Origin of the sequence: Butyricicoccus sp. AM27-36 (assembly GCF_003480945.1) — a bacterium.
Lineage (GTDB): Bacteria > Bacillota > Clostridia > Oscillospirales > Butyricicoccaceae > Agathobaculum > Agathobaculum butyriciproducens.
Map to the genome: position 1 here is coordinate 236,311 of NZ_QUJR01000002.1, position 25,146 is coordinate 261,456.

The 25,146-nt window shown below is 55.8% G+C and carries 21 protein-coding genes and 2 riboswitches; of the genes, 7 read left to right on the forward strand and 14 right to left on the reverse strand.

From position 1 onward, the window contains the following. The first annotated feature begins 59 nt into the window (after positions 1–59). Positions 60–162: riboswitch (TPP riboswitch) on the forward strand. A gap of 72 nt (positions 163–234) precedes the next feature. Together thiS and thiF are read left to right on the forward strand one after the other, a co-directional pair. Then, on the forward strand, positions 235–429 hold the full coding sequence (gene thiS / locus DW724_RS04760) for a sulfur carrier protein ThiS (protein ID WP_202183505.1): 195 nt from the start codon (positions 235–237) through the stop codon (positions 427–429). A gap of 208 nt (positions 430–637) precedes the next feature. Continuing rightward, positions 638–1,273: a sulfur carrier protein ThiS adenylyltransferase ThiF gene (gene thiF, locus DW724_RS04765; protein WP_117751049.1), complete on the forward strand. Its 636-nt coding sequence runs from the start codon at positions 638–640 to the stop codon at positions 1,271–1,273. Between the two features lie 47 nt (positions 1,274–1,320). On the opposite strand, the gene mscL is transcribed toward thiF, so the two are convergent. Further along, on the reverse strand, positions 1,321–1,734 hold the full coding sequence (gene mscL / locus DW724_RS04770) for a large conductance mechanosensitive channel protein MscL (protein ID WP_118760815.1): 414 nt from the start codon (positions 1,732–1,734) through the stop codon (positions 1,321–1,323). A 78-nt stretch (positions 1,735–1,812) separates the two neighbouring features. On the opposite strand from mscL, the gene DW724_RS04775 reads away from it, so the two are divergent. The 3 genes from DW724_RS04775 (at position 1,813) to thiC (ending at position 5,608) form a co-directional block, all read left to right on the forward strand. After that, positions 1,813–2,577, forward strand: coding sequence for a thiazole synthase (locus DW724_RS04775; protein ID WP_110435335.1), 765 nt, complete (start codon positions 1,813–1,815; stop codon positions 2,575–2,577). A 22-nt stretch (positions 2,578–2,599) separates the two neighbouring features. After that, positions 2,600–3,790 (forward strand): 2-iminoacetate synthase ThiH, encoded by a 1,191-nt coding sequence (gene thiH, locus DW724_RS04780; protein ID WP_442861253.1) that lies wholly within the window; start codon positions 2,600–2,602, stop codon positions 3,788–3,790. Positions 3,791–4,285: 495 nt separating this feature from the next. Beyond that, the gene (thiC, locus tag DW724_RS04785; protein ID WP_118760816.1) at positions 4,286–5,608 is read left to right on the forward strand and encodes a phosphomethylpyrimidine synthase ThiC; all 1,323 of its coding nucleotides are present in this window, start codon (positions 4,286–4,288) and stop codon (positions 5,606–5,608) included. Positions 5,609–5,849: 241 nt separating this feature from the next. Here thiC and DW724_RS04790 read toward each other — a convergent pair whose 3' ends face one another. After that, positions 5,850–6,167: an RNA polymerase sigma factor gene (locus tag DW724_RS04790; RefSeq protein ID WP_110435333.1), complete on the reverse strand. Its 318-nt coding sequence runs from the start codon at positions 6,165–6,167 to the stop codon at positions 5,850–5,852. Then, positions 6,145–6,387, reverse strand: coding sequence for a hypothetical protein (locus tag DW724_RS04795; RefSeq protein ID WP_118359956.1), 243 nt, complete (start codon positions 6,385–6,387; stop codon positions 6,145–6,147). Before DW724_RS04795 ends, DW724_RS04790 begins: the two co-directional genes overlap by 23 nt. 156 nt (positions 6,388–6,543) lie before the next feature. On the opposite strand from DW724_RS04795, the gene spoIID reads away from it, so the two are divergent. Next, positions 6,544–7,503: a stage II sporulation protein D gene (gene spoIID, locus DW724_RS04800; protein ID WP_118760817.1), complete on the forward strand. Its 960-nt coding sequence runs from the start codon at positions 6,544–6,546 to the stop codon at positions 7,501–7,503. A 234-nt stretch (positions 7,504–7,737) separates the two neighbouring features. On the opposite strand, the gene DW724_RS04805 is transcribed toward spoIID, so the two are convergent. From DW724_RS04805 to DW724_RS04850, 10 genes are all read right to left on the reverse strand, one after another. Beyond that, positions 7,738–10,185 (reverse strand): glycogen/starch/alpha-glucan phosphorylase, encoded by a 2,448-nt coding sequence (locus DW724_RS04805; RefSeq protein ID WP_118760818.1) that lies wholly within the window; start codon positions 10,183–10,185, stop codon positions 7,738–7,740. Positions 10,186–10,528: 343 nt separating this feature from the next. Then, on the reverse strand, positions 10,529–11,965 hold the full coding sequence (gene glgA, locus DW724_RS04810) for a glycogen synthase GlgA (RefSeq protein WP_118760819.1): 1,437 nt from the start codon (positions 11,963–11,965) through the stop codon (positions 10,529–10,531). A 192-nt stretch (positions 11,966–12,157) separates the two neighbouring features. Next, positions 12,158–13,285, reverse strand: a complete 1,128-nt coding sequence (gene glgD, locus DW724_RS04815; protein ID WP_118760820.1) for a glucose-1-phosphate adenylyltransferase subunit GlgD — start codon at positions 13,283–13,285, stop codon at positions 12,158–12,160. A 15-nt stretch (positions 13,286–13,300) separates the two neighbouring features. Further along, the gene (locus DW724_RS04820) at positions 13,301–14,509 is read right to left on the reverse strand and encodes a glucose-1-phosphate adenylyltransferase (protein WP_118760821.1); all 1,209 of its coding nucleotides are present in this window, start codon (positions 14,507–14,509) and stop codon (positions 13,301–13,303) included. A gap of 96 nt (positions 14,510–14,605) precedes the next feature. Then, a complete protein-coding gene (glgB, locus tag DW724_RS04825) occupies positions 14,606–16,825 on the reverse strand; it encodes a 1,4-alpha-glucan branching protein GlgB (RefSeq protein WP_118760822.1) in 2,220 nt (739 codons plus the stop codon). Between the two features lie 243 nt (positions 16,826–17,068). Continuing rightward, the gene (locus DW724_RS04830) at positions 17,069–18,298 is read right to left on the reverse strand and encodes a competence/damage-inducible protein A (protein WP_117751043.1); all 1,230 of its coding nucleotides are present in this window, start codon (positions 18,296–18,298) and stop codon (positions 17,069–17,071) included. An 86-nt stretch (positions 18,299–18,384) separates the two neighbouring features. After that, positions 18,385–19,554 (reverse strand): tRNA uracil 4-sulfurtransferase ThiI, encoded by a 1,170-nt coding sequence (thiI, locus tag DW724_RS04835; protein ID WP_118760823.1) that lies wholly within the window; start codon positions 19,552–19,554, stop codon positions 18,385–18,387. Between the two features lie 23 nt (positions 19,555–19,577). Next, positions 19,578–19,964 (reverse strand): hypothetical protein, encoded by a 387-nt coding sequence (locus tag DW724_RS04840; RefSeq protein WP_118760824.1) that lies wholly within the window; start codon positions 19,962–19,964, stop codon positions 19,578–19,580. Positions 19,965–19,969: 5 nt separating this feature from the next. After that, entirely contained in the window at positions 19,970–20,644 is a 675-nt protein-coding gene (locus DW724_RS04845) for a hypothetical protein (RefSeq protein WP_118760825.1), read from the reverse strand. A 40-nt stretch (positions 20,645–20,684) separates the two neighbouring features. Beyond that, the gene (locus DW724_RS04850; RefSeq protein ID WP_118760826.1) at positions 20,685–21,812 is read right to left on the reverse strand and encodes a cysteine desulfurase family protein; all 1,128 of its coding nucleotides are present in this window, start codon (positions 21,810–21,812) and stop codon (positions 20,685–20,687) included. Positions 21,813–22,035: 223 nt separating this feature from the next. On the opposite strand from DW724_RS04850, the gene DW724_RS04855 reads away from it, so the two are divergent. Next, positions 22,036–23,319 carry an adenylosuccinate synthase gene (locus DW724_RS04855; RefSeq protein ID WP_118760827.1) on the forward strand — a complete coding sequence of 428 codons (1,284 nt, stop codon included), beginning with the start codon at positions 22,036–22,038 and terminating at the stop codon, positions 23,317–23,319. A 418-nt stretch (positions 23,320–23,737) separates the two neighbouring features. Here the strand turns inward: DW724_RS04855 and DW724_RS04860 are convergent, their stop codons facing one another. Continuing rightward, positions 23,738–24,817: a 6-phosphofructokinase gene (locus DW724_RS04860; protein WP_118760828.1), complete on the reverse strand. Its 1,080-nt coding sequence runs from the start codon at positions 24,815–24,817 to the stop codon at positions 23,738–23,740. Positions 24,818–25,008: 191 nt separating this feature from the next. Further along, positions 25,009–25,123: riboswitch (ZMP/ZTP riboswitch) on the forward strand. Positions 25,124–25,146: the final 23 nt, after the last annotated feature.

Below are 25,146 nucleotides of genomic sequence, written 5' to 3' on the forward strand. Positions count from 1 at the left end.
AACTGCATTATATCCGAAAAAAATGTGCTTGACAAGTGGGAGAATGAGGTGCATACTGTATTTGCAAGCAAGGGTGCCGTGATGAGCGGCTGAGAGGGCGAGAGCCTAACCTTTTGAACCTGTTGGTTAGCACCATCGTAGGGAAGCTGTCGCATATACTTGAAATTTTAATGCTCCGGTTTTACCGAATGGTGAAACCGGAGCATTTTTTCTTGCGGAAAAGAGGATATTTGCATGAAAGTTAACGGAAAAGACCGAGTAGTGCCCGCAGAGGGCACCGTACTGGGTCTGCTGAATGAGCTGGGTCACGACCCGCAGCGTGTGGCTGTCGAGAAGAACGGCACCATCATTCCGCGCGCGCAGTTCGCGGAAGAGAAGTTGACCGATGCAGACCATCTGGAAGTCGTATGCTTCGTGGGCGGCGGCTGATACCCTTCGCACCAAACCACAGTTTGGTGCGAAGGGGACATACTGCGTAAAACGCGGATATATCCCAAAGAAATTTGCGCGCCGCGAGCGGTACACACATTTTTTACTGGTATGAAAACCGAGATACATGCTCCCGGTTTTCATAGAAATTGCAATGCAATTTCTTTCCGATTAAATGCACGCTGCGCGTGATTACAGGAGAAAAATCATGATTTTAACCAAAGAACAACTGCATGACGCACTGGTGGAACGCCACGGCGCGGATATTCAGGCTAAGCTGGACAAGGCGTGTGTCGGCATTGCGGGTCTGGGCGGGCTTGGCTCCAACCTTGCGATTTTTCTGGCGCGGCTGGGTGTCGGTCATCTCATCCTCGTGGATTTCGATGTGGTGGATATCACCAACCTCAACCGTCAGCATTACACGATGAAAGACCTTGGCATCCCGAAAACGCTCGCGCTTGTCGAGCAGCTTGAGGCCATCAATCCGTATCTCACCTACGAGACTTACACCGAGCGGGTCGTTCCGTCCAACGTGGAGCGGCTGTTCTCCGGCTGTGATGTGGTCGTGGAGGCGTTCGACAAGCCGGATCAGAAGGCTATGCTGCTCGAGAATCTGCTTACCAGACTGCCGGAAAAGCCGGTCGTGTCGGGCAGCGGCATGGCAGGCTACGGCTCAGCGAACCTGATCAAGACCGAAAAACGCTTCGGCCATGTGTACCTCTGCGGCGACGGTACAAGCGATGTAGCCGACGGTCTCGGTCTGATGGCGCCGCGCGTAGCGGTCTGCTCGGCACACGAGGGAACCATGGTGCTGCGTCTGCTCATTGGCGAAACGGAGCCGTAAATAGAAAATGGAGAACGGAAGCCGCAGCTTTCATTCTCCACTCTCCATTATTCTTTCGGCTGATCGGAACCGCAGTGCGCGCATTTCACGGCCTTGATTGGAATTTCGCTGCAGCAGAACGGGCAGACCTTGGTGGTCGGCTCTGCGGGTGCTTCCGGCTTTTTGCCGAGCGCAGTCAGCTTATTGACCGCTTTGAGCAGACAGAACAGCACGAACGCCATGATCAAAAAGTTGATGATCGAGGTGATGAATGCACCGTAGCGCAGCTCCACACCGCCGAGATTCAGCACGAAACCGCTTAAATCGGTGCCGCCGAACAGGCCGAGGATCGGGTTGATAAGGTTTTCGGTCAGCGAGGTGACAATGCTGGTGAACGCACCGCCGATGATAACACCGATCGCCATGTCCATCACGTTGCCGCGCAGCGCGAAGGCTTTGAATTCTTCGATAAACCTTTTCACTTTTACGTTCCCCTTTCTTATTTATACTATCAGTTTACACATTTCCCTTAAATGGGGCAAGAAAAAGGAGTTTTTCACATGAAAGATACACTTGTAATCGGCGGACATGAGTTCCAATCCCGCTTTATCCTTGGTTCCGGCAAGTATTCGCTCGACCTGATCAACGCTGCCGTGCAGAACGCAGGCGCACAGATCATCACGCTGGCGCTGCGCCGCGCAAATGAGGGCGGCACGGCTAACATCCTCGACTATATTCCGGAGGGCGTAACGCTGCTGCCGAACACCTCGGGTGCTCGCAATGCCGACGAGGCGGTTCGCATTGCGCGTCTGTCGCGTGCGTGCGGCTGCGGCGATTTCGTTAAGATCGAAATCATGCGCGACAGCAAGTACCTGCTGCCGGACAATCAGGAGACCATCCGCGCGACCGAGATCCTCGCGAAAGAGGGCTTCGTCGTTATGCCGTATATGTACCCCGATCTGAACGTTGCGCGTGATCTGGTCAATGCCGGTGCGGCTTCCATCATGCCGCTGGCAGCTCCAATCGGTACGAACAAGGGTCTCGCCACCCGCGAGTTCATCAAGATTTTGATTGATGAAATTGATCTGCCGATCATCGTGGACGCGGGCATCGGCCGTCCGTCGCAGGCTTGCGAGGCGATGGAGATGGGCGCGGCAGCTATCATGGCCAACACCGCGATTGCCACCGCAGGTGATATTCCGGCGATGGCTGAGGCGTTCAAGCAGGCGATTGAGGCAGGCCGCACGGCATACCTTGCCGGTCTGGGACGTGTCCGTGAGACGGCTTCGGCATCCTCTCCGCTGACTGGTTTCCTGCAGGATTAAGACGGAAAGAGGGATATTTGTCATGGAAAACGAAAAAACGGAGATCATCTCCGCAAAATATATCACTGAACAAACCAATCACATGGAGTACCAGCCGGGCATGGACAATATCGGCTCCGAGGTGCAGGACGAGGTCATTTCCCGCATGAACGCCTATGACGCGGATGCCTATACGGCGGCTGACGTACTGCGTGCGCTTCGCAAGGACGTTCTCTCGCCGGAGGACTTCGGCGCACTGCTGTCTCCCGCGGCGCTGCCGTTCCTCGAGCAGATGGCGCAGCGCGCACAGGCCGAAACGCGCAAGCATTTCGGCAACTCGGTGCAGATGTTCACGCCGCTGTATATCGCCAATTACTGCGAAAATTACTGCATTTACTGCGGTTTCAATTGTCACAACAAGATTCGCCGTGCCAAGCTGGATATGGACGAGATCGAACAGGAGCTGAAGGCTATCGCGGAGACCGGTCTGCAGGAAATCCTCATTCTGACCGGTGAGAGCCGTGCCATGTCGCCGGTATCCTACATCGGCGAGGCCGTTAAGCTGGCGCGCAAGTATTTCCGTGTCATCGGTATCGAGATTTATCCGCTCAACGTGGATGAGTACGCTTATCTGCACGAGTGCGGTGTGGACTACGTCACCGTATTTCAGGAGACCTATGACGACCAGAAATACAAAACCCTGCACCTCGGCGGTCACAAGCGCATTTTCCCGTACCGCCTGAACGCACAGGAGCGTGCACTGATGGGCGGCATGCGCGGTGTCGGCTTTGCGGCGCTGCTCGGTCTGTCCGACTTCCGCAAGGATGCGTTTGCGACCGGTTTGCACGCGTATCTGCTGCAGCGCAAGTATCCGCACGCAGAGATCGCGTTCTCGTGTCCGCGCCTGCGCCCGATCATCAATAACGATAAGATCAACCCGAAGGACGTGCACGAGCCGCAGCTGCTGCAGGTCGTTTGCGCCTACCGCATCTTCATGCCGTTCGCGTCCATCACTATCTCGACCCGCGAGCGGGCGGGCTTCCGCGATAATATCATCGGCATCGCCGCCACCAAGATTTCCGCCGGCGTAGACGTCGGTATCGGCGGTCACTCCGGCGAGGATAAGGGCGATGAGCAGTTCGAGATTTCGGACGGCCGTTCGGTCGATGAGGTGTATGACGCAATCGTAGAGCATAATCTGCAGCCTGTAATGGCAGATTATCTGTACGTTTGACGACTTCTAAGGGGGACTCTGTCCCCCTTAGATACCGAAAAAGTTCCATAGAAACTTTTTCGGATAACCCCCTCACCTTTGCACGGCAAAGGTGGTTCGGGACACGCGTCCCAAAGTATAGGGAACAAAGTCCGGCAAAGCTGGACTTTGTTGAAGTATTGTAACGGCGCATTGCGATGCGCCGAGGGGGACGGAGTCCCCCTTAGAACAAGGCTTGTCAGCCGCCGAAGTGCGGCGGGGTCGTCAGGACAGAGCGCACCGCATGCCTCGGCGTCCCCTTTTCATACCGCACTCCGGAAGCAATATAAAAGGCAATCCCGCACAATTAAAACTGCGGCGCTTTACGGAAATTTTGCGTCCTGATGTTGTTGTGATTTTTTGCAATACACTCGTATTGCTGCAAAACCACGCCTAATCAGTACATAAAATTTACTCGTAAATCGCTCTTGTTTAATTATGCGGCATTGCCTAATTCAGAAGGAGTATCAGTAAGCCATGAGAAATTATGCAACACAGATGGATGCCGCAAAGCGCGGTATCGTCACGCCGGAGATCGAAACGGTCGCCAAAAAGGAAAACCGTCCGGTCGAGTTCATCATGGAACGAGTCGCAAAGGGTACGATTGCGATTCCGGCGAACATCAATCACAAAAGCCTGTCCGCAGAGGCGGTCGGCGACGGCACCCGCGTAAAGATCAATGTCAATCTCGGCATTTCGGGTGACTGCAAGGACTACGAGATGGAGCTGCGCAAGGTGCGCATGGCCGTTGACATGGGGGCGGAGTCCATCATGGACCTGTCCAACTACGGCAAGACCAACACCTTCCGCAAGCAGCTGATCGACATGTCGCCGGCGATGATCGGCACCGTGCCGATGTACGACGCGATCGGGTATCTGGAAAAGGATCTGCTCGAGATCACCGCGCAGGATTTCCTCAAGGTTGTTGAGGCGCACGCCAAGGAGGGTGTGGACTTCATGACCATTCATGCGGGTATCAATCGCCGTGCGGTTGAAGCCTTTATGCGTGAGGGCCGCAAAATGAATATCGTCTCCCGCGGCGGCTCGCTGCTGTTCGCGTGGATGAAGATGACCGGCAATGAGAATCCGTTCTTCGAGTATTACGACGAGGTGCTGGACATTCTCCGCCGCTACGACGTTACCATTTCGCTGGGTGACGCACTGCGTCCGGGCTGCATTGATGATGCGTCCGATGCAGGGCAGATCAGTGAGCTGATCGAGCTGGGCAACCTTGCACAGCGTGCGTGGGCGAAGGACGTGCAGGTTATGATCGAAGGCCCCGGCCATATGGCGATGAACGAGATTGCGGCCAATATGCAGATGGAAAAGCGCCTTTGCCATGGAGCGCCTTTCTATGTCCTCGGGCCGCTCGTTACTGACATTGCACCGGGTTACGACCATATTACCTCGGCCATCGGCGGCGCTATTGCCGCACAGGCGGGCGCGAACTTCCTGTGCTACGTTACACCGGCGGAGCACCTGCGTCTGCCGGATGAAAATGACGTCCGCGAGGGCATCGTCGCCAGCAAGATCGCGGCCCATGCCGCCGATATCGCACTCGGTTTGCCCGGTGCGCGTGACCGCGATAACGCAATGGCGGACGCGCGTCATAAGCTGGACTGGCCCGCGCAGTTTGCACTGGCACTCGACCCGGAAAAGGCAGAGCGGTTCTATAATCAGGTTCCGCCGACCGAGCGTCATACCTGCTCGATGTGCGGTAAAATGTGCGCCGTGCGCACCACAAATATGATCCTTGAGGGCAAAGAAGTCAAATTCTGCTCGGAAAAGGGCGCATGCTGATGCTTCGGAATAAAAAAGAGCGGTCGGGAGACCGCTCTTTTTTGAGACTGTCGAAAAACTAACGTTTTCCGAGCCGCCTCTCGATAAAAACCACGCTTTCAATCGAAATGTGAAGAAAAATCGCGCCTTGCAGGCAGGATTTAGTTTGCTTCGCAAGTGTTCGATCTCGATTCGGCAATCAAACAAACAAAACCGGCACATAAGGAGAAAAACCTCTGTATGTGCCGGTTTTCGCTTGCAGCTAAGAAAAATACTGATGTCTCAGCTCCAGATTGTACGCAAGCAGCGTCCGCAGCCGCTTTTTGCCGCGGGAGCAGTGCCGCGATACCGCCGATGGACTGATCCCAAGCCGTTCGGCGCACTGCTTGCAGGATAATCCCTCCACCTCGATCATCCACAGCACCTCGTACTGCCGCGGTGTCAGCTGCTCGCGCATGGCCCGGAAGAAGGCCGTGCGGAATGCCTGCCGGAAGCCGCGGTCGTCCTCCGCGAGCAGACCGAGATACTGCCGGTAGGCCAGCCGTGTCGCTGTGTGCTCAGACAGCGCGACAGTCCGCATGCGCGTCACCTTCTTCGCTGTGGTCGTGGTAGTGCTCCATCAGGAATACGGTCTGACGGCTCTCGTTGATCAGCGTCTGCAGGAATTTTGCGCGCTGTTTGAGCCGGTAGCGCACCTCCGGCTGACGCGTACGCTTCTGTGCCGCCTGAAGCTGCTTGATACGCAGCTCCAGCAGAGCGACATTTACACGGTATTCCTGTGCCATCTCACACAATTTCATGGCGGCCCCTCCTTACGATATACGAACAAATGTTCGATTCTTTATGTCCCTTATAATACAACATAAAGTATGAGTTGTCAATGAAAAACTATATTTTGTGTTATATTCCAAAAATCCGCATCATACATTGTGGTAGAGAGGGAAGGAGGAGATACCATGCACAGACTGCTGCTGACCGGTGTCGGGCTGGTGCTGGTGCTGTATTTGCTGCCGGTATTTTACCCAGCGGAAACGGACAAGACAGAGCCGCAGACACCCTCAGAAAGCGTCACAGCGGCAGCGACAGGCGGTTCGGACATCACGGTTCTGGTGAACGGCAAGGCGCAGGAAATGCCGCTGGAGACCTATGTGGAAGGCGTAACGGCGGCAGAGATTGCGGACGATTTTCCGGTTGAAGCCATCCGCGCACAGGCGGTCGCAGCGCGGACGTATGCGGTGTATAAGCAGTCGAGAGGACGGCCGGCAGAGCATCCGGATGCGGATGTCTGTGACGATTACAGCCATTGTGCGGCATATCAGCCGGACGCGGTCAAGACGTTCAGTGTCGGCTATTCGCGGATACGCAAGGCGGTCAAGGACACGGCAGGGCAGATCCTGACCTGCGACGGTGCACCGATTGCGGCCGTGTTCCACTGCGTCAGCGGTCCGAAGACCGAGTCTGCCGCCGATGTCTGGGGCGAGGATATTCCGTATCTGCAGAGCGTGGTAAGTCCGGGCGGCACGCAGTACGCCGGATACGAGAGCGCGGTGACACTAACGGCGGATGCGTTCCGCGAAAAGGTCGCGCAGACTCTGCCCAAAGCGGATGTGAGCGGCAAGCCCGACCGCTGGTTTGCGTCTTCGGTGCGCTCGGCGGCTGGCGGCGTGAAAACCGTGAAGCTCGGCGGCGTGACCGTCGAGGGAACCGCAGTGCGGGCGCTGTTCGGCCTGCAGTCCACGAATTTCACCATCACAACCACCGAGGACAGTATTACGTTTCACACCATCGGATACGGACACGGTGTTGGTCTGTCGCAGTACGGTGCTAAATATATGGCGGAGCAGGGATATGATTATACCGAGATACTTGCACATTACTACCCGAATACAGAGTTGAGATTGGAGAGTGGAGAGTGAAGAAAATGGAAAAATGAGAATGGAAAATTGCGAACCTTGTTCGCATATGAAAAGGAGCGCATTGCGCGACAAAAAAGGCAGGACATGTGCCTGCCTTTTTTAACAAACAGAGAAATCACCCGAAAACCGGGAAGTTTTCGGGGGATTTCTCTGCAATAGCCCTTACAGGCTTGCCTGGCAAGGGCGTTTCTCGATAGAAAGGACGGTTACGTCCTTTCTATCGAAGGCGAAGCCTTAGAAGGCGAAGTTGGTCTTAACTCTCCAGATATTCTGTGCATACTCAGCGATCGAGCGGTCCGCTGCAAAGCGGCCGGAGTTTGCAATGTTGATCAGAGCCATGCGGTTCCACTGATCCTGATCGCGGTAAGTCTGGCTTACGCGCTCCTGTGCTTCAGCGTAAGATGCGAAGTCCTTCAGGCTCATATAGCGGTCAGCCGGGCCGCCGTTGCCGCCGTGCAGAAGCAGGTTGGCAATATCGGTGTAGTCCACGCCGTCACCGAAGCCGTGGATCATCTGATCGAGCACGCGGCGGATCACCGGATCGTTCTGGTAGATGACCATCGGCTCGTAGCTGCCGGAAGCGGCCAGTGCCTCAGCCTCGGGCGTCTCCATGCCGAAGATGAAGATGTTCTCCTTGCCAACTGCCTCGCAGATCTCGACGTTTGCGCCGTCCATCGTACCGATGGTCAGAGCACCGTTCATCATGAACTTCATGTTGCCGGTACCGGATGCTTCCTTGCCGGCGATGGAGATCTGCTCGGAAACCTCGGCGGCCGGCATGATAATCTCAGCCAGAGATACCTTGTAGTCCTCGAGGAATACGACCTTCAGCTTGTCGCGTACTGCCGGATCGTTGTCGATCATCTTGGAGATAGAGTTGATCAGCTGGATGGTCTTCTTTGCTACTGCGTAGCCCGGTGCGGCCTTGGAGCCGAAGATAAAGGTGCGCGGAACGAAATCCATATCCGGATTGTCCTTCAGCTTGTGATACAGGCTGATGATGTGCAGAATGTTGAGCATCTGGCGCTTGTACTCGTGCAGACGTTTAACCTGTACGTCGAAGATGGAGTCCATGTTGACTTCGATGCCGTTGTGCTCCTTGATATAGTCCGCCAGACGCTGCTTGTTGTGGCGCTTGATCTCGCCCAGCTTGTTGAGCAGCTCCTTGTCGTCTGCATAGTTGTTCAGAACCTGCAGTTCGGACGGATGGGTGCGGTAGCCGGTGCCGATCTTGCTCTCGATCAGCTCAGCCAGCTCCGGGTTGGCCTCACACAGCCAGCGGCGGTGTGCAATGCCGTTGGTGACGTTGCAGAACTTGGAGGAGTAGATCTTGTAGAAATCGGTGAATACACGCTCCTTGAGGATCTCAGAGTGCAGCGCGGATACGCCGTTAATAGAGAACGAGCCTGCGATAGCCAGATGCGCCATGCGGACGGTATCGTCGGCAACGATAGCCAGCTTGGAGATCTTCTGGAAGTCGTTCGGGAAGTAGTTCCACAGCTCCTTGCAGAAGCGCTCGTTGATTTCGTAGATGATCTGCATAATACGCGGCATCAGCTCCTGAACGAGCGATACCGGCCAGCACTCGAGTGCCTCGGGCATAACGGTGTGGTTGGTGTAAGCGACGGACTGGCTGGTGATGTTCCAGGCCTGCTCCCAGCTCATGTCGTTTTCGTCCATCAGGATGCGCATCAGCTCCGGAATAACCAGGGTCGGGTGCGTATCGTTGATGTGCAGAACGTGCTTGTGCGCGAAGTTCTCAAGCGTGCCGTACTTGGCCTTGTGCTTTGCACAGATGTCCTGCAGGGTTGCGGAAACCAGGAAGTACTGCTGCTTGAGACGCAGGGACTGACCCTCGCGGTGGTTATCCTCCGGATAGAGGACCATGGAGATAGTCTCCGCCAGCGCGTGCTTCTCCAGTGCCTTCAGATACTCACCGGAGGAGAACAGCTTCATGTCCAGTGCGATCGGGCTCTGTGCCTTCCACAGGCGCAGACGCGCGATGTTGTTGGTGCCGTAGCCGGAGATCGGCATATCATACGGAACTGCCAGAACCGGCGTGTAATCGTGGTAGTTGACAACCAGCTTGCCGTTATCATCGAAGTAGGTGTCAACCGTGCCGCCGATCTTGACCTCGCGGGTCTCATCCATTGCCGGAATCTGCCAAACCTCGCCGGTAGACAGCCAGGAATCCGGCAGCTCGACCTGCTGGCCTTCTACGATCTTCTGCTTGAAAATGCCGTGCTCGTAGCGGATGGAGTAGCCGGTGCCGCGTACGCCGTCGGTCGCCATGCCGTCCATGTAGCAGGCAGCCAGACGGCCAAGACCGCCGTTGCCCAGACCGGGATCAGCTTCCTCCTCGAAGATGTCCGCCATCTCGAAGCCCATGTCCTTGAGGGCTGCGGTCAGAGCGTCTAGCATACCGAGGTTGTAGGCGTTGTTGCGCAGGCTGCGGCCGACAAGAAATTCCATGCACAGGTAATGTACCTGACGTTCTCCGTCTTGCTCTACCTCATTCTGGGTCTCGATCATGTGCTCGGTCAGTGCATCGCGCACTACGAGGGCACAAGCTTCGTATACCTGATCCTTGGTAGCGTCCTCTACCTCGCAGGCAAAATGTCGCTGCAGTTTACCTGCAATGGCTTCTTTCAAAGCGGTCTTTGTGTACTGGGTCTTTGGCATGGTCTTTCTTATCTCCTCACATAATTTTGGTAGGCAGTCCCACGCGGTTGCATCGGCGGTGCTTGTCGGAAATTTTGTGCCCTGATTTCGTTGCGGCTTTTTGCAATACACAAAGTATTGCTGCAAACCCGCGCCTCGTCAGGACGCAAAATTTGCTCGACAATCCCTCGCCGCTGAACCGCGCGGGACTGCCTTGGAGGTACTGCTGAGCGATGCGGCTGCCGTATCACTCGTCAGCACCTCTAAGGGTGCCGTAGATTTCAATGGGATGAAAATTACGGAATCACCAGTTACCGTCACCGTATTCCCTCAAATCGGGTGACGGGTCGGGCTGACAGGTCGGTTACTGACCCATCGCGGTCTTGTAAACCTCGATATATTTATCGGCAGAGCTGCCCCAGCTGAAGTCGCTCTGCATACCCTGCATAATCAGCTTGCTCCACGCAGGCTTGTTAAAGCGGAATACGCCGCAGGCCTCGCGGATAACGTGCAGCATGTCGTGCGCGTTGTAGCTTGCAAAGGTGAAGCCGTTGCCCGTGCCGGCATAATCGACAAAGGCGTGAACGGTGTCCTTGAGGCCGCCGGTCTCGCGGACGATCGGAATGGTGCCGTAGCGCAGTGCGATCATCTGTGCCAGACCGCACGGCTCAAACTTGGACGGCATCAGGAACATATCGGCGCCTGCGTAAATGCGGTTTGCCAGATCGCCGGAGAACATGATGGACGCGGAAACCTTATCCGGCCAGCGGCGCTTTGCCTCGATGAACATCTGCTCATAGCGGTAGTCACCGGTGCCGAGCACGATCAGACGAACATCATCCGCCAGAATATCTGGCAGGACTGCTTCGACGAGGTCGAGTCCCTTCTGGTCAACAAAGCGGGTGACAATGCCGATAACCGGCGTGTTTGCATCGCCCTCAAGGCCGCAGAGCTTCAAAAGCTCGGTCTTGTTGACCAGCTTATCCTGCGGGTTGTTCGGACCATAGTTCTTGAAGATCTTGCTGTCGGTCTCCGGATTGAAGGCATCCATGTTGATGCCGTTCAGGATGCCGTGCAGCTTGTAGCTGTTCATGCGCAGCACGGAATCCAGACGGTAGCCGTAGTATTCGGTCTGAATTTCGTTGGCATAGGTCGGTGAAACCGTGGTGACAGCCGTGGAAGCTACGATAGCAGCCTTCATCAGGTTGACGTCACCGTCCATCGCCATAAAGCCGGAGCGGAAGTGTGCGTCGTCAATACCGAGCACATACTCCAGGATCTCACGGCCATAGCGGCCCTGATACTGGATGTTGTGGATGGTGAACACGGTCTTGATATTCTCGTAGAACGGACGGGAAGCGAACATCAGGTTGTAATAAACCGGAACGAGGGCAGTCTGCCAGTCGTTGCAGTTGATCACATCCGGCTTCCAGTCCAGATCGGGCAGTACCTCGAGTACCGCCTTGGAGTAGTACGCGAAGCGCTCTGCGTCGTCGTACTCGCCGTAGATCTGGCCGCGTGCGAAGTAATACTCATTATCGATGAAATAATAGGTAACGCCGTCCGCCTCATAGCGGAAGATACCGCAGTACTGGTTGCGCCAGCCCAGACGGACGTAAGCGTTTTTGATGTAATAGAACTTTTCGCGCATACTCTGGTCGATCGCAGAATACAGCGGGCAGAATACACGCACGTCATGTCCCTTGGCAGCGAGTGCCTGCGGGAGCGAACCTGCTACATCGCCCAATCCGCCGGTTTTGATGAACGGAGCGCATTCGCTGGTAACATACATGATTTTCATAAAGCCGAGCCTCCCCAACAGAGAGTGCGGAAACAGCGCTGACCGTTTCCGCACCCGTTGTAATTTTATTATACTCGTTTCTGTCTGAATGTAATATAGCAATATTTCACGAACATTTGCGCTGCGGAAAATGCGTTTTTGCTGTGATAGCAACTTCTAAACAGAAGTTTATGCGGATTTAACAGAAAAGGATCAAACGGTTGCGTTTTTTGCGATGGTGATCGGATAATTTTCGTGTCCCATCATCGTGCGACCATCACGGATAATAACATTGCGGTCGGTGATGACATGACGGAGCGAAGCCTCGGTCAGAATGCGTCCGCCTTCCATGATGATGCAGTTATTGACCTCGGCGCCCTTTTCAATCACAACGTCGCGGAACAGGACGGAGTTCTTTACCTTGCCCTCAATGCGGCAGCCGTCGGCGATGAGGCAGTCCTCTACGTCGGCTTCATCGCCGTAGTAGGTCGGAGCCTCGTCCTTGATGCGGGTCAGGATCGGACGGGTGCGCTTGAATACCTCGTTGCGGACATCCTTGTCGAGCATGTCCATGTTGGAGCGGTAGTAGTCGAAGGTGTCCTCGACCTTGACGGCGTACTCGTTGAACAGGTAGCCGGCTACCGTGCCGTCCATCAGGGCACGGGTGAGGAACTCGCGCTCGAAGTGGATGCAGTTATGGGTTACGCAGTCGGACAGCATGTGGATAAGGTACTGGCGGCTCATGACGTAAATGCCGAGTGCCGCATGCTTGCACTTGCCCTCGTTGCAGTCTCCAACGCGGATGTCAACGGCTTCCTTCTTGCGGTTCAGCTCCACATAGGTGGTAAATGGGGAATCCTTCTGCTTCTTGGTGCATACCATGGTCAGGTCTGCGCCGGACTTGATGTGGCGGTCGATAACGTCGTCGAGCGGTACATTGGCAACAATGTCGCCGTCCGCTACGACTACATAGTCTGCACGGTTCTTCTGCAGGAAGTCAACCGCACCGGCCAGTGCGTCGATCTTGCCGCGGTACTCGCCGGTTACCAGCGGAGACGCCTTCTTGGAGTAGGAGTACGGCGGCAGCATGGTTACGCCGCTGTTCTTGCGGGAAAGATCCCAGTCCTTGGCGTTGCCGATGTGGTCGATCAGGGACTGGTACTTGTCCTTCATCAGTACGCCCACGCGGTAAATGCCGCTGTTTACCATATTGGAAAGCATAAAGTCGATAATGCGATACCGGCCGCCCCACTGTACCGCACCGACCGTGCGGTGCTCGGTGATCTCGCGGAGATCGTTGTCGGTATCAAATGCAATGATCATGCCTAAAACGCTGTTCATGTTTGTGCCGCCCCCTTACTTTACGTCCGGCAGATCCTTGTCTGCCATTTCCTTAGCGGCCAGCTTTGCGCCGCTGCCGATGCGAACGCCTTCGGCTACTACCGCAACGCCCCAGTTGTCTACGTCGCTGTCGGACGGACTGCCGCCGACTTCCGCGCCCTTGGCGATAACGGCCTTTTCGGCTACGATGGAGTAGCGCACGGTCGCGCCTTCCTCAACCACAGCACCCGGCATCAGGATGGAATATTCCACCTTGGCACCCTTGCCGATCGTAACATCCGAGAACAGGACGGACTCGGAAACGTCGCCGTAGATCTCACAGCCCTCGGAGAGCAGGGTATGGGTAACCTTAGCCTGCTTGGAGGTGAAATGCGGAGGCGAACCGGTGGTGCGGCCGTAGATCTTCCAGCTGTCATCGGAAAGCTGCAGGCCGGAGTTCGGAGAGAGCAGGTCCATGTTTGCTTCCCACAGGCTCTCGATGGTGCCTACGTCCTTCCAGTAGCCCTTGAAGCGGTAGGAAACCAGCTTTTCGCCGTTATTCAGCATCGCCGGAATGATATCCTTGCCGAAGTCGTTGGAGGACTGCTCGTTGGCCTCGTCATTGATGAGGTATTCCTTCAGCTTTTTCCAGGTGAAAATGTAGATGCCCATGGAAGCCAGCGTGGACTTCGGCTCCTTCGGCTTCTCCTCGAATTCGTAGATGGTGCCGTCCGGCTTGCAGTTCATGATGCCGAAACGGGAAGCCTCGGAAAGCGGAACGTCCAGCACCGCGATGGTCGCGTCTGCGCCGGTCTCCTTGTGCTGCTGGAGCATCTTGTTGTAGTCCATCTTGTAGATGTGGTCGCCCGAAAGAATGAGGACGTACTCGGGATCGTAATCTTCCAGGAACTGAATGTTCTGGTAGATGGCGTTTGCGGTGCCCTTGTACCACTCGGTCTTTTTACTCTCGTACGGCGGCAGAACATAGACGCCGCCGCGCAGGCGGTCGAGGTCCCACGTCTGGCCGGAACCGATGTAAGCGTTGAGCACATGCGGCTCGTACTGAGTCAGCACGCCGACAGTATCAATGCCGGAGTTGACGCAGTTGGAAAGCGGGAAGTCGATAATACGGTACTTACCGCCGAACGGTACGGCAGGCTTAGCGACCTTTTTGGTCAGCACATACAAACGGCTGCCGCGGCCGCCTGCGAGCAGCATGGCTACGCATTCTTTTTTCCGATACATGTAAATTCTCCTTTTTCACAGTTTGCATCGCTGCGATCTATACGCCGTCTGGCGTATCCCCTCTGTGTATCTCTTTTGCAGCAAACTTGCGCTTGCTTATTTAGAACCGCCGGTTGCGGTTACTGCCTTGTCTGTCGGTACGGAAACCGCTTTTTCGGTGGTTTTCGCAACTGCCTTGGTTCCGGTGCGTGCCACCGCCTTTTCGGTGGTTTTCGCAACTGCCTTGGTTCCGGTGCGTGCCACCGCCTTTTCAGTGGTCTTTGCAACGGATTTGGAGCCGGTCTTGGCTACGGCCTTCTCGGTTGTGCGGGCAACTGCCTTGGTGCCGGATTTCGCAACTGCCTTGGTCGAGCGGGTGCGCTTTACCGGTTTCTTGGCAGCCGCGGCTTTTGCGGCCTCGATCTCTGCCTTGGTGCGGCGCTTGGCTCTTGCCTTGCCCTTGAAGAACAGCACGCCGAAGCGCGGAATCTTCAGAACAATGGACTGTTCCTGACCGTGCATGGGCTTGTTTTCGGTCTTGAGCTTGCCGTTTGCCATGCCGCTGCCGCCGAACTCGGTCTTGTCCGAGGTGAATATCTCTTCATAAGTGCCGGTGATCGGAACACCGATGCGGTATTCCTGCTGCTCCTCCGGAGAGAAGTTGACAACGACTACGATATCCGAGCCGTCCTTCGCCATACGGCGGAAGGCGATGATGTTGTTGCGGTTGTCCTCATGGCTGATCCACTCAAAGCCGCGCCAGTCGGTATCCTGCTCCCACAGCTGCGGAGTAGCAAGGTAGAAGTGATTGAGCGCCTTGACGTACGCCTGCATCTGGCGGTGCGCCGGATAATCCAGCAGCATCCAGTCCAGTCCGCGCTGGTACGCCCATTCGGAGAATTGTGCAAACTCGCCGCCCATGAACAGCATCTTCTTGCCCGGGTGTGCGGCCATGTAGCCGTACAGCGCGCGCAGACCGCCGAACTGATTTTCGTACGGAGGCGGCATCTTGCTGATGAGCGAGCACTTGCCGTGCACGACCTCATCGTGCGAGAGCGGCAGAATGTAGTTTTCGGAAAAGGCGTACATGAACGAGAAGGTGATCTTGTCGTGCATGTCCTTGCGGAAGAACGGGTCCGCCGAGCAGTAGCACAGCATGTCGTTCATCCAGCCCATGTTCCACTTGAAGTTGAAGCCCAGACCGCCGTCGTAACCCGGCTTGGTCACCATCGGCCATGCGGTGGACTCCTCGGCGATCATCATAACGTCCGGATGATCGGTCAGGATGTACTCGTTGAGCAGCCGCAGGAAGTCAACGGCCTCCAGATTTTCGCGTCCGCCGTGGACGTTCGGCCGCCATTCGCCCTGCCGGTTGTAGTCCAGATACAGCATGGAAGCGACCGCGTCCACACGCAGGCCGTCCATGTGGAATTTCTCGATCCAGAACATCGCGGAGGAGAACAGCAGGTTTCTCGTGGAGACCTTGCCGTAGTCGAATACGCGCGTGCCCCATTCCTTGTGCTCCATCTTGAGCGGATCGGCGTATTCGTACAGGTGCGAGCCGTCAAACTCGACCAGTCCGCAGCCGTCCTTCGGGAAGTGCGCCGGAACCCAGTCCATGATAATGCCCAGACCGGCCTGATGCGCCTTGTCGATCAGGTACATCAGATCCTTCGGCGTGCCGTAGCGGCTTGTGGCGGCAAAGTAGCCAATTACCTGATAGCCCCACGAGCCGTCGAACGGATACTCGGTCAGCGGCATAAACTCGATGTGGGTGTAGCCCATTTCCTTGACATACGGCACAAGCTCGTCCGCCAGCTGGCGGTAGGAGTAGAAGTTGCCGTCCTCGTGCATCTTCCACGAGCCAAGGTGGCATTCGTAGATGTTGACCGGATTGGAATACGGCAGGTGCTTTTTGCGCCAGTCCAGCCACGAGGCGTCGCCCCATTCGTAGCCGTCGAGGTCATACGCCTTGGTGGCGTTGCCCGGACGGGTCTCGAAATGGAAGCCGTACGGGTCGGACTTGTCAAACACATCGCCGGACTTAGCCCATACACTATACTTGTACGCGGCATATTCCGGAATATTCGGAATAAATTTCTCCCAGATACCCTGTTCATCGCGCGTCATATAATCGGCGTCGCGATTCCAGTCGTTGAACTCACCCATGACGGAAACTTTTTCGGCCTCCGGTGCATAAACACGGAACAGATAACCCTGTTCACCATCCTGCACGAAAGGGTGGGCTCCCATGTAATCGAACGCGCGACAATCCCGGCCGGAATAGAAAAGCTCGCTTCGCTTTTCCACGGCGGGTGCTGCGGATTTTTTCTTCATACAGCATCTCTCCCTTTACAGCCGCCAAATGAAGGAAAATACGAATATTTTCCAACAGTTTGTGTACTTCGACAGAATTTTGGCGGAATACCCTCACTTTAGTTAGATATAGTATACATCACATAAATAGAAAAGTCCAGCAATTTAGCACAATTACTGGACTTTCTTTACAGAAATTTTGTTTGCTTTCCACATCATTTGAGTGGAAATGACAAAATAACGTACAATTCGATATAAATTTGTTCAGAAAATGTGGCGGCGGATGAGATCAAGCGCAGTAGAAGCAGCCTGCATGCGCACGCGGTCGCGGCCGAGCGAGGACTGCATTTTGCGGGTAAAGAACTTGCCGTCGTACCAAACGCTGATATAGACCAGACCGGTCGGCTTGTCCTCGGTGCCGCCGCCCGGGCCGGCAATGCCGGTGATGCCTACGCCGATATCCGAGCCGAGCGCATTTGCAACGCCGACTGCCATCTGCTCTGCGGTTTCGGGAGATACCGCGCCGACCGTGTCGAGGGTCTCCTTCTTCACGCCGAGCACCTTTTCCTTGACGCTGTTGCTGTACGAGCACACACCGCCGAGGTAGTAATCGGATGCGCCCGGGATGTCGGTCAGACGTTTGGACAGCAGACCGCCGGTGCAGCTTTCGGCTACCGCAAGGGTCAGCTTGCGCTCGCGCAGGCCGTCGCCGACTACCTGCTCGAGAGAGTCAACGTCTACGCCGTAAACATCGTCACCGAGCAGCTTCAGGATTTCGTCAACGACCGGATCGAGCAGCTTCTCGCATTCTGCCGGGGTGTCCGCCTTGGCGGTAACGCGCGCGAAGCACTCCGAGGTGCGGGCATACGGCGCGATGGTCGGGTTTGCGCTTTTTTCCATCATGTCGTGCAGGATATTCTCCATGTTGCTTTCGCCGAGACCGAATACGCGGATGTTGCGGGATACGATGCAGCCGCCTGCCAGCTTGTACAGATACGGCATTGCACATTCCTTCCACATCGGGTTGCACTCGCGCGGAGGGCCGGGCAGCATGAGAACGTGCTTGCCGTCGGCCTCAAACGCACAGCCGGGCGCCGTGCCCCACAGGTTGGTGAATACGGTGCAGCCCTCGGGCAGCCATGCCTGCTTTTCGTTGTTCTTGGTCATTTCGCGGCCGATGGTCTTGAAAAAGTCGGTCAGACGGTCCATGGACGGCTGATGCAGCACCATCTTTTTGCCGAAAACGGTTGCCAGCGTCTCCTTGGTCAGATCATCAAGGGTTGGGCCAAGGCCGCCGGTGGTGATGATGATGTCAGCACGGTCCTTTGCCTCGCGGACTACGCGCTCGAGACGCGCCGGATTGTCACCGACAACGGTCTGGTAGAATACATTGATGCCCAGCTCGGACAGACCCTGCGAGATGAGCTGTGCATCGGTGTTTACGATGTCGCCCAGCAGGATCTCTGTGCCGACTGCGATAAGTTCTGCGTTCAATGGATTTTCCTCCTTTGGAAAAACGTGATAGAGGTTATATTGCAGGGCGGGGTGTCCCCGCCCTGCGGCATAGCGAATACCTGTGTTTACGGCAGATGAATAATCTCCACACCCTTAACCGCCTCGTCCACGAGTGCTTCAACGTCGAGGTGGCTCTCCGCCTCGAGGATTTTCGGCATTTTCGGCTTGGTATTCGGGTGCTTCGGGGTAAATACGGTGCAGCAGTCCTCGTAGGGGAGGATAGAGGTCTCAAAGGTGTCGATCTTACGGGCGATCGTCACAATTTCCTCCTTATCCATGCCGATGCAGGGACGGAACACCGGCAGGTCGCACACCGCGCCGGTAACGGCCATGGCGGGCATGGTCTGGCTGGCAACCTGACCGAGCGACTCACCGGTGATGAGTGCGCCGCAGCCGTACTCAACAGCTACGCGCTCGGCAATGCGCATCATAAAGCGGCGCATGATGAGCGTGAACAGCTCCTCGTGGCACTTGTCGCGGATCTCCTCCTGAATGTGGGTGAACGGCACGACCATAACGCTCATGCGGCCGCACCATGCGGTCAGCTTGCGACCCAGCTCAAGCACCTTCTCCTTAGCGCGCTCGGACGTATACGGATAGCTGAAAAAGTGGATGCCGCACAGTTCCAGACCGCGCTTGGCCATCATCCAGCCGGCAACAGGGGAGTCAATGCCGCCGGAGAGCAGCAGCGCTGCACGGCCGTTCGAGCCGATCGGCATGCCGCCCGCACCCGGAACCGGACCGGCGTGTACAAAGGCGTATTTCTCACGCATTTCAACGTGTACGATGAGGTCGGGATGGTGCATGTCCGGACGAACATCCGGGAACAGATCAGCAAGCTCGCCGCCGACGTGCTGGCTGATCTCTGTCGATGTCATCGGGAATTTCTTGTCGCCGCGCTTGGACTCGACCTTGAACGTCTTTGCCGCGGCAAAGTTGGGCGCAAGGTAGTCCCTTGCGGTCGCAATGACGCTCTCGAGCGTCTTTTCCGGGCAGACCGCCGCGCGGGAGATGGTGGCAAAGCCGAATACGCGGCTTGCGCACTCCATAACCGCATCTGCGTCCGCATCGTCCGGAATCTCCACATAAACGACCGACTGGCGCATGGTGATCTCGCAGTCTGCAACGTGCGCCATGCGGCGCTTGAGGTTTTTCAGCAGACGATCCTCAAAGGTTTTGCGGTTGAGTCCCTTGAGGACGATCTCACCGCACTTGAGCAGTAATACTTCTTTCATTTATTGTCTCCTTGATGGTAAATTTATTCGTTTGCGCTGATGATTTCCTTCTCCTCAGCGGTCATCAGGCTGTCGCGGTCGGCGCTGTCCGAGCCGAACTCCAGCTTGGTTTTTACATAGTCATCATCCGGCAGGTTGAACACCTGTGCCAGATAGTTTAAGTAAACGTCCGCCATGATTTCCAGTTTGCCGTAATCGGTCTCCCACGGTACGAGCGACTGCGTGCCGACGCTCACCGTGCCGTCCTCCCGGCGGTCGATCTTGACCGGCAGACTGCATTCCTCCGCACGCTTTTCGGCAGTGTCCGGCAGGCTGTCGTAAAGGCCCTCCATCCAGAAGCGGCATTTGCCGTCGTAAACGGCAATCTGCTGCGCGGAGCCGTTCGGTTTGGTGATGGTTTTGTATTCCATATAGATTAAACTCCTTGTTTTTGTTCCTCGTCAATGGTTCCGCGAAAATAAGAAACAAGAACACCGTATTTTTCGCCATCCTTGTTTGCGGAAAAGGCATAGTAGTCGGACATGTCCGCAGGTTCGGGCGCAGTAAAGTAGAGAGCCTCGCTGTCCCGACCGTCTTTATACGCGGTATTGTTATTGGGATTGACTTTGTAGTAAACACAGTCTGTGTAGCCTGCCTGCTCAACGATATTCTGCGCCTGCGATGCGGTAATCGGGTGGGTAATCAGCAGAAATGCACCGGTAATACACAGAACAGCTACCATAGCAGCCGCATAGGCAGTGGAATTTTGCTCTCGATATCTTAGCTCGATAATGCTCAACGTAGCCCAAAGCGGCAGGAAAATCCAGTTGTCGAGAGAATACGGTTCCGTGAACAGTATGTACGGAATGGTGCAGAGGATACCGCAGAATATCAGCTGACAAAGCCGTGTAACGATATGATTAGGCGGAAACCATGGTTCCCGTTCCTCGCCTGTGCGGCCTGCGGCTGATGCAATAAAAATAAAGCATACGGCGCCAACCAGCACAGGATTGTCCAGCAGCATCCGGCCGTACACGAAGAAGTGCAGACCGAAAATCACGGCCGTGCAGATACAGCAGATACCGGCGTTCATAATATGTTTTTTACTCATAACCCTACCTCCTCGCAATAATTCCTAATTACGAATTAGCTTATCTGCGGAACATTTTCGCGCCCTTTTTGACCGCTGCCACAAAAGCATCCACATCTTCCTTGGTGTTGAACGGTGCAAACGAAACGCGCAGCGCGCTGTCCGTGCGCGCCTTCGGCAGACCGAGTGCCTTGAGCACACCGCTCTGCTTGCCCTTGGAGCAGGCTGAGCCGCTGGAAATGTAAACCTCGTCCCCCTCGAGTACATGCAGCATGACCTCGCTCTTGCAGCCGGGCATGGAAAGATTGACAACATGCGGGATATCGCCTTCGCCGTTCATTACAGCATCCGGCAGCTCGGCGCTGACCTGCTGCTTGAGGTAGTCGGCCAGCTCCTGCACATGGGCGTAATCCTCGTCGAAATGCGCCATGCGAATCTTGCACGCCTTGGCAAATGCTGCGATATTCGGCACGGCCTCGGTGCCCGGGCGCATCCCGCGCTCCTGACCGCCGCCGAACGTCAGCGGAGGCAGGCGCAGGCCCTTTTTCACATACAGCGCACCGATGCCCTTGGGTGCGCCGATCTTGTGGCCGGAAACGCTCATCAGGTCACAGTTCCATTTTTTCGGCGTCAGGCGTACACGGCAAAGACCCTGTACGGCATCAATGTGGAACAGTGCCTTGGGTGCCTTGGCCTTGAGCAGCTTTCCGAGCTGTTCGACCGGCTGCACCGTGCCGATCTCGTTGTTGACCAGCTGGCAGGAGAGAAGAATCGTGTCCTCGGTCAGTGCTTCGCTCAGCACCTCGGGCGTGATGTGGCCGGTTGCATCCGGCGCAAGGAAAACCACGTCGAAGCCGTCCGCAGCAAGCTGCTTTGCGGTGTTGACGGTTGCCGCGTGCTCGATCTCGGTCGTGATGATGCGGCCCTTTTTATGTCGATTGAGGTGAGCGGCACCGCGCAGGCTGATGTTGGTGCTCTCCGTGCCGCAGGCGGTGAAATATACTTCCTCGGGCAGACAGCCGAGCGCAGACGCGACCGTCCTGCGGCTGTCCTCGAGCAGATGCGAGGCCTCCAGACCCATGCGGTGCAGGCTGGACGGATTGCCGAACTCCTCGCACATCGCGTGAACGGCCGCTTCGGCTGCTTCGGGCAGCACGCGGGTCGTCGCTGCGTTATCAAGATAATGCATAGAAAAACGAACTCCTTCATCGGGGCAGACCGCCGTGCGGCCATACTTCCCGCTATTATAAAATATTTTACAACGGCGGGCCGCCTTTTACAAGACAAAAACGTGCAAAACGGCATTGAAAAGTAGAAAAGGGTATGCTATAATTTTAAGGGTATGGCTGTTACCTATTATAAGTATACTGCGTGACAAGAGCACGTTGCAGATAGAAAGGGAGGAAATCCTAATGCCAGGTAAGGTAATTCTCGGCGCCCAGTGGGGCGACGAAGGCAAGGGTAAGTTTATTGATATTTTCGCAGGCAAGGCGGATCTGGTTGTCCGCAGCCAGGGCGGCAACAATGCTGGTCACACCGTTGTAGCCGGCGGTGAGAAGTACAAGCTGCAGCTGATTCCGTCCGGCATCCTGTATCCGGAGTGCGTCAACGTCATCGGCCCGGGTGTTGTGGTCAATCCGAAGGCTGTCCTCGGCGAGATCGACGGCCTGCACGAGAAGGGCGTTTCCACCGACAAGCTGTTCATCGACGCACGCTGCCACTGCATCATGCCGTGGCACCTTGAGCTGGATGCGCTCAGCGAGGCAGAGAAGGCCAAGGAAGGCACCGCGATCGGCACCACCAAGAAGGGCATCGGCCCGACCTACATGGACAAGTCCGAGCGCAGCGGCATCCGCATGCACGATTTTGTAGACGCAGAGCGTTTCGAGGAGGTTATCCGCGAGACCTGTGCCCGCAAGAACCGCGTGATCACCGGCGTTTACGGCGGCGAGCCGATCGACGCGGACGCTGTTATCGCAGAGTACAAGGTTTACGCAGACCGTCTGCGTCCGATGGTGCGCGACACCACCGTTATGACCTATGATGCTATCAAGTCCGGCAAGGAGGTGCTGTTCGAGGGTGCACAGGGCACGCTGCTCGACCTCGACATGGGCACCTATCCGTATGTTACCTCGTCTCATCCGGTAGCAGGCGGCTGCTGCATCGGTTCCGGTGTCGGCCCGACTGCCATCAACGAGATCATGGGTATCTTCAAGTCCTACACCACCCGTGTGGGCGAGGGTCCGTTCCCGACCGAGCTGTTCGATGAAACCGGTGACTACATCCGCAATGCAGGCGGCGAGTTCGGTACCGTTACCGGCCGTCCGCGCCGTACCGGCTGGTTCGACGCAGTCGTTGCACGCTATGCGGTTCGTGTAAACGGTCTGACCGATGTTGTCATCAACAAGATCGACCCGCTGCGCGGCCTGCCGAAGCTCAAGGTTTGTGTTGCATATAAGCTGAAGAACGGCGAGACCGTTACCGAGTTCCCGGCAAACTTCATGGATTTGGTAGACTGTGAGCCGGTTTACGAGGAGTTCGACGGCTTTACCGAGGATATCACCAACTGCCGTTCCTTCGAGGAACTGCCGGCAACCGTGCAGTCCTACATCAAGGAGCTGGAGCGCATCATCGAGTGCCCGATTACCATGCTTGGCGTAGGCCCTGCTCGTGATCAGGTTATGACCATCAAATAATTCGTCCGAAACCACGCTTTCGGACGAGAGGGACGTACCGAGCCAATGGCTCGGATACGTCCTATACGGGATTTTGCGCGTCCGCCTTGGCGGGCACACAAAATCCCTTTCTTGTAAAAAAACGCAGGCGCTATCCTTGCGCGGCTATGTCCGCGCTGCGCGCGCATGTCCTGCGTTTTTTTGCATTTGCACGGCAAACGCGATTGAATGCCGCCGTGAAACGGCGGTCGTGCACGGCACGGGACAATGACTCAGATTTCTGAACGAAATCCTGTCATGTAGTTGCGGTTTGCAAGCAAACCGGAATTTTATATGTGCTTTCGCACGAAAAAAGGACGCATATTATGCGTCCTTTTTGGAACGGATTAAATAGCTGCGTTCATTCTCCATTCTCCATTTTCCATTCTCAATTCGGCAATCAGTCGCCCATCGACAGTCCGAGCGCTCTTGCCTGCTTCACCAGCTCGCCATCGGGCGGAACGGTTTTCAGCTTGCCTGCGACCTCGGTCAGCGGAACCGGCACGATATGGTTATCCTGCAGCGCGACCATATAGCCGAATTTTTTTTGCGTGATAAGCTGCGCTGCCGCTACGCCGAACCGGCTGGTCAGCACACGGTCGGCCGGGCAGGGAGCGCCGCCGCGCTGATAATGGCCCGGAATGGTAACGCGGATCTCCTGACCGGTCAGCTCCTTGAGTTCGTCCGCAATGCGGTAGGAGATGGACGGATAGGTCATCGCCTCGCGGGCAGCCTTGAATTCCTTTTTGCTCATTTTCGCCTCGTCCTGACTTATCGCGCCCTCAGCCACTGCAATGATGGAGAATCGTTTGCCCGCCTTGGCACGCTTTTCGATCGCTGTGGCAATCTTTTTTGCGGAGTAGGGAATCTCCGGAATGACGATGACATCCGCGCCGGAGGCAATGCCTGCGTACAGCGTCAGCCAGCCGGCTTTATGTCCCATAACCTCCACGATGAACACACGCGAGTGCGAAAATGCGGTGGAATGGATGGAATCAATAACCGTGGACGCGATATCAATCGCGGACTGGAAACCGAACGTCAGCTCGGTGCCCCACAGATCGTTGTCGATCGTCTTGGGCAGCGTTACCACGTTTACGCCCTTCATGCTCAGCAGGTTTGCGGTCTTGTGCGTGCCGTTGCCGCCCAGAATGACCAGACAGTCAAAGCCTGCCTTTTTCACCGTGTGCAGCATTTTATCCAGCTTGGTCTCCTCGCTGTCCTCGATGGTCTTGCGCATTTCCTTGAACGGCTGGCGCGACGTACCGAGAATGGTGCCGCCGACGGTCAGAATATCCGAAAAATCCTCGGGCAGCATTTCGTGGTAATCGCCCTCGATCAAACCGCGGTAGCCGTCCCGAATACCATAGATGGTTACTTTATCTCCCAGTTCGTTATACAGTGTTTTCGCTACACCGCGTAGTGCCGCGTTCAGACCCTGACAGTCGCCGCCGCTGGTCAGCATACCAATCTTCAACATACTCGTCTGCCTCCTGACTCTGTTTTCCGCATTCTATATGTGTATAATGCGCAGTATCATTTTTTTACTATACCCTATTTTGTGTAAATTGAAAAGATACTTTACACAGATTCCACGGTTTTTTCACATGGATTTTTTGTGACTTTCGGCAGTTGCATATTGAACGGCAGATGTGTTATGCTAATGCCAGACAGATTCCCTGCAACTGACGGACACAGGTGGAGCGCAAACCACCGGGGAGCAGGGAGTTCCGTAATCAGATGCACCGTGAAGTGTGTCTCAATGCCGACCGTCTGGGCAGTGTCGCAAGCAATACGCGATGCTGTCCT